Annotated in this window: 4 protein-coding genes; 3 read left to right on the top strand and 1 reads right to left on the bottom strand. The window is 66.9% G+C overall.

Translation table 11 applies throughout. The annotated features are described in order from the left end of the window. Nucleotides 1-175 precede the first annotated feature (175 nt). Genes ACTWQA_RS58530 through ACTWQA_RS58520 form a run of 3 tightly spaced genes read left to right on the top strand, consistent with a single transcriptional unit; the run spans nucleotide 176 to nucleotide 3,941 of the window. On the top strand, nucleotides 176-1,297 hold the full coding sequence (locus tag ACTWQA_RS58530) for a tyrosine-type recombinase/integrase (protein WP_443167416.1): 1,122 nt from the start codon (nucleotides 176-178) through the stop codon (nucleotides 1,295-1,297). Beyond that, nucleotides 1,294-1,617 (top strand): helix-turn-helix domain-containing protein, encoded by a 324-nt coding sequence (locus ACTWQA_RS58525; RefSeq protein WP_443167415.1) that lies wholly within the window; start codon nucleotides 1,294-1,296, stop codon nucleotides 1,615-1,617. Before ACTWQA_RS58530 ends, ACTWQA_RS58525 begins: the two co-directional genes overlap by 4 nt. Continuing rightward, nucleotides 1,614-3,941 (top strand): hypothetical protein, encoded by a 2,328-nt coding sequence (locus ACTWQA_RS58520; protein ID WP_443167414.1) that lies wholly within the window; start codon nucleotides 1,614-1,616, stop codon nucleotides 3,939-3,941. The genes ACTWQA_RS58525 and ACTWQA_RS58520 overlap by 4 nt, the downstream gene beginning before the upstream one ends. Nucleotides 3,942-3,948: 7 nt before the next feature. On the opposite strand, the gene ACTWQA_RS58515 is transcribed toward ACTWQA_RS58520, so the two are convergent. Further along, the gene (locus ACTWQA_RS58515; RefSeq protein WP_443167413.1) at nucleotides 3,949-4,698 is read right to left on the bottom strand and encodes a hypothetical protein; all 750 of its coding nucleotides are present in this window, start codon (nucleotides 4,696-4,698) and stop codon (nucleotides 3,949-3,951) included. Between the last annotated feature and the right edge of the window lie 261 nt (nucleotides 4,699-4,959).

The raw sequence follows: 4,959 nt of genomic DNA, 5'->3' as shown, positions 1-4,959 counted from the left end.
AAAACGGGCGGAGTTGCATCTGATGAACCATTCAGCGCGCTCGAATACTGACGAAGCCACAGCTCAGAGGACTAAGCAGAGACAGCTTGTCGCTTGATTGGCAGATCTGCCAGGACCTCTTGCGCCTGGACGGCCCAAACTCAACAATGTTGCATCTGATGCAATGGAGGTTGGAGTGGGTCGAGCAGTTGACCTCCCCGGTGCGGCACATCTGGTGCTGGCAGACAACGTCTTACATCTGGAGCCGGCGCCAGCGGTGTTCGAGGCGATGCTGGAGGGGTGGACGCGGCAGCAGCGGACACGGTTCCTCAAATGGGAGGGCACGATCAAGCCGCGGTTGTCGCTGGTCCGCCGGTTCGCCGAGTTCACCAATCAGTACCCGTGGGAATGGGAGCCCTCTGAGGTCGAGGCGTTCTTCGACCACCTTCGGGCGAAGAACCCGAACCTGACGGAGTCGACAGGCAGGCAGTATCAGAACGGGTTGCGGATGTTCATGGACTTCATCACCGACGCCCGCTATGGATGGCTTGCGACCTGCGTCGATCGGTTCGGCCGGGCCCCGGCGCAGATCCTGCACGAGTGGAACTCGGTGACTCATGTGGCCGAGTTCGAGGGGCAGCCAGGACGGCGTCCGCTGACCTACGACGAGGTCCAGGCGCTGTTCGACGCGGCCGACGGACGCATCGAAGACAAGCGGATGCAGGGACGCAAGGGCGCGTTGACGGCGATGCGGGACTCGGCGCTGCTCAAAGCGTTCTACGCCTACGGACTGCGCCGCCAGGAGATGTGCGGCCTGGACCTGGCCGACCTTCGGCGCAATCCCAAGACACCGGACTTCGGCCGATTCGGCGCGTTGTTCGTCCGGTTCGGCAAGTCCTCGAACGGCAGCCCGCCCAAGCGCCGTACCGTGTTCACCGTCCCGGAGTTCGACTGGATCGTCGACGTGCTGGACCACTACCTCAACGAGGTCCGGCCGCGCTTCGACGTCGGCCAGCACCCTGCATTCTGGGTGACCGAACGGAGAGGTCGGCTCTCCAAACGCAGCGCCAACGAGGCGTTCGAGAACGCCCGCCAGGCCGCCGGACTGCCGGAGGAGCTCGACCTGCACAGTCTCCGCCATTCCATGATCACGCATCTCGTCGAGTTCGACTACCCGGAGCGATTCGTTCAAGATCAGGCAGGTCACAAGGTCGCCGCGACGACGGCGATCTACACGGGCGTGTCGGACGAGTACCGTAACCGGCTGCTGAAGAGCAAGCTCACCACCCGCCACGCCGGACTCTGGGAGAAGCCGTGAACAAGAAGATGGGGATCCGCTGGAACCTGCGCAAGCTCATGGCCGCCCAAGACATGTTCCAGACCACCGACCTGGGGCCGCCGCTGGCCGAGCGCGGCATCCATTTGTCCCGCGAACAGGTCTTCCGGCTGGTCACCCAGCCACCGCAACGCTTGTCCATGGACACCCTCGCCGCACTCTGCGACATCCTCGACTGCACCCCGAACGACCTCATCGAGATCGAGCCTGTTAACACCGAGGTCCGCAAGACCGCCGGGGAGACGTCGGGACCGGCTCCGGCGGTGCGCCGCACCTCGATTCGGAAACCAGAAGGGCTATGACCGCTCCCTCCGTCGCCGCCCGGCTCGCCCAGCAAGCGGCCAGAATGCAGGCCGCTATGGTCGCGGCGACCGGCCAGATCACCGCGGCCCTGCCCGGGATGAGTGCTGAGGCCGCTGCGGCGGCGTTGGACGCTGCGGTGCCGACCACGGCCCGGGGCGCGGCACGATTCCTAGAGGAGTTGGCCGACCACATGGCCGCTCATCCCGACGCGCTCACCTCGGGGAGTTCGCAGTGCCCGCCGGTACTGCTCCGCCTGGCGCAGATGCTGCACGACACCGGGAAGCCCGTCGTCCGGCCCGGCTGCGCCCACTGCGGCAAGATCCGGGCTGATCTACGGCAGCTTCGGCCCGAGGGCCGGATATGCGGGACCTGCGATGGCCGCTCGAGGAAGGGAACGTGCGCGCGCTGCGGCGCCCTGGAGACGAAGATCGTCGCCAAACGCCCTGAGGGCGGCATCTGCAACCCCTGCTATCGCGTCGACCCAGAGGTCGTAGAGGAGTGCCGCCAGTGCGGCAGACTACGCTGCCCAGCACAGCGGCTGCCCGACGGGGGATCGCTCTGCCGGGCCTGCTGGAAACGCCCCATGCACACGTGCGTGTCCTGCGGCAAGACGGCCGCCGCAGCCCTCATCGACGACGAGGGCGCCTACTGCCACCTGTGCTACAACCGGCACCGACGACCCAGACGTCCGTGCGGAAAGTGCGGCAAGCTCGGGAAGATCGCCCGGAACTCGCATGGTGACCAGCCCGACCTCTGCGACAGCTGCTACCGAGGGCCAGAACGGACCTGCTCACGGTGCGGACGCCTACGGCCCTGCCAGCGGATCACTTCCGGCGCGCCGATCTGCCACACCTGCTACGCCCGCGACGAGCGGCCCCGCCTAACCTGCGCACGCTGCGAGCGCGACAAGCCCGTCATGACCTACTGGCCGATCGGGCCGGTCTGCCAGAGCTGTTACACCGCCATCGTCCGGGCCCCGGCCGAATGCGGCGGCTGCCATGAGTTGCACCCACTCATCGCCCGCGACGAGGACGGCACCGGACTCTGCGGTCCCTGCGCCGGGCACGACGTCGACTACACCTGCCGCCAGTGCGGCCGGTCCGGGAACCCCTACGGCCACGGCCGCTGCGCCTACTGCGTCCTCGCCGACAAGGTCAACGACCTGCTCGCCGGCCCAGACGGAACCATCCCGGCTCAGCTCCAGCCGCTTGCCGATGGCCTCACCAGCACGCATACGCCGTTCAAAGCCATCCAGTGGGTTCACGAGCACCCAAACGCCCAACTCCTGACCGCGCTTGTCACCGAAGGCCGCCCGATCAGCCACGACCTCCTGGATGAACTGCCTCCCAGCGCCGCCCTCCAGCATCTGCGGCAGATGATGGTGCAGACCGGGGTGCTACCCGAACGGCACGAAGACCTCGAGCGCGTTCCGGCCTGGCTCGAGCACCACCTGGCCGACAAGCCGGTCGAGCATGCCAACCTCGTCCGCCCGTTCCTCCACTGGCACCTGCTGCGCCGCGCCCGTACCCGGGCGAGCAAACGCGCCTACCCCACCACTGTCGGTCGAGACCTACGCCGCCGTATCCAGGTCGCCCTGGACCTCCTGGCCTGGATCGATACCCAAGGAACCAGCCTCGCGAAACTCCGCCAGGACGATCTCGACCGGTGGCTCGACGAGGAGACCACCCAGCGCCGCAACCGCGTCCGTTACTTCCTCGGCTGGACCGCTGACCGAGGCCTCAGCCGCCGACTCAGCATCCCGTCCATCCCTCGGCAGGAACCCGCCGATCTCCTCGACGACGATGAACGCTGGCAGCTCCTGCACCGCTGCCTGACCGACGAGACCCTCCCCATCGAGGCTCGCGCGGCCGGCGCGCTCACCCTCCTGTTCGCCCTCCAAGCCCAGCGGATCCGGCACCTCACCGCCGACCAGCTCACCGAGAAAGGCGACGACACCTATCTGATGGCAGGCCGCCATCCGATCCTGCTGCCGCCGCGCCTCGGCGCCCTGCTGTGTGACCTGGTCTCCCGACCGCCGACCCCACTCATGATCCGTCATGGCCCGAACACGCCCAGATGGCTGTTCCCCGGCCGCGTTCCTGGACAGCCCATCGACGGGCACAGTCTCACCAATCTGCTCAACCGGCACGGCATCAGCGCCCGGCCCGCCCGCAACGGAGCCCTCGCCGCGCTCGCCGCCGACCTCCCGGCTGCGATTCTCGCCGACCTCCTCGGCCTCCACGTCAACACGGCAGTCCGCTGGGTCACCTTCGTCCGCCGAGACTGGGGCGACTACCTCGCCCTCAGAGCCGCCGAGGGGTAGCGCGAAGTCACCGAAGGTGATGCCGGTGAAGGCGCTGGCCTCTCGCTCGGGCGCTGTACTTCAGGTCTCGCAGTGCGAGGACCTTCGTCGGGCTCATCCAGCCCTGCGAGGGTTTGTGAAGCGCCCAGCCGTCGCCGAGGGTGACTGCGGCGTGCTGCACGGCTCCATCGGCACTCCGCCAGACCAGGACGGTCCCCGGCTCGTCGTCGTGCCCTCCCTTCGCGGTGTGCTGTGCGAGCCAGTCTTCGAACAGCTCGCGGAGCATCCACACGTCCTCCGCGCCCTCGACACCGCACGCCGCCATCACTGTGCCAAAGCAGTTCGGGCCGCTCCGCCTGGGGAAGGTTCCGGCAAGGCGACGCGCTCCCGGCAGCGTGGAGGCGATGGCGCCCCACGTAGCAGGGGTAACCTTGCCATGTTGGCTGGGGCGGCGTCCCTTCTCGATGTACTTGATGACCGTCTCGACCTCACGCCCGGCGATCAAGGTGGGCCAACGGTGCGGCGCGGGTTGACTTCGCCTGACCGAGGCCGGTAGTCGACGCGCGTCGACCTCCGACAGCCACACGAGCGCTGACGAATCCAAGCCGTAGAGGCAGAAGGTGTCCCTGACTTCGGGCGTGAGCCGGTTCCGATCATCATCGAGACCGAGTGAGCCCGCGAGATCCAGCGGGATCACAAATGGCTGCACCCTCGGTGCGAACCACTCGAGCCACCGGTCAAGTAGGTCGCCGGACACCTCGATGCGCAACACGAACATGATGTCACCCTAGACTCCGGCCCGGACACGAGCGCCCACGCCAACGACCGGCTGCCCGGACGTGGGTATCTGTCATGTCATTGAAATCGCCAGTCCGTTCCACGCGTTCAATGTTGTGTCCGCCCGCTCATGCCACGGACAACGCGCGGTCCGGTTGCACGACCCATCACTCGTGACACCTATTCAGGCCATTTCAATAACAGCCCAGCAAGCCAGAGCAGAGGAATAGCGCACGGTCGGAATAACACCTTTCCACCAGTA

It is taken from the genome of Nonomuraea sp. 10N515B (genome assembly GCF_052245915.1).
Lineage (GTDB): Bacteria > Actinomycetota > Actinomycetes > Streptosporangiales > Streptosporangiaceae > Nonomuraea.
Note: the sequence above shows the minus strand (reverse complement) of the source record. Positions and strands in the feature narration are given on the sequence as shown.

Excerpts from the sequence above, each read along its gene's own strand:
- ACTWQA_RS58520 (WP_443167414.1), top strand. The coding sequence starts at position 1,614 with ATGACCGCTCCCTCCGTCGCCGCCCGGCTCGCCCAGCAAGCGGCCAGA.
- ACTWQA_RS58515 (WP_443167413.1), bottom strand. The coding sequence starts at position 4,698 with ATGTTCGTGTTGCGCATCGAGGTGTCCGGCGACCTACTTGACCGGTGG.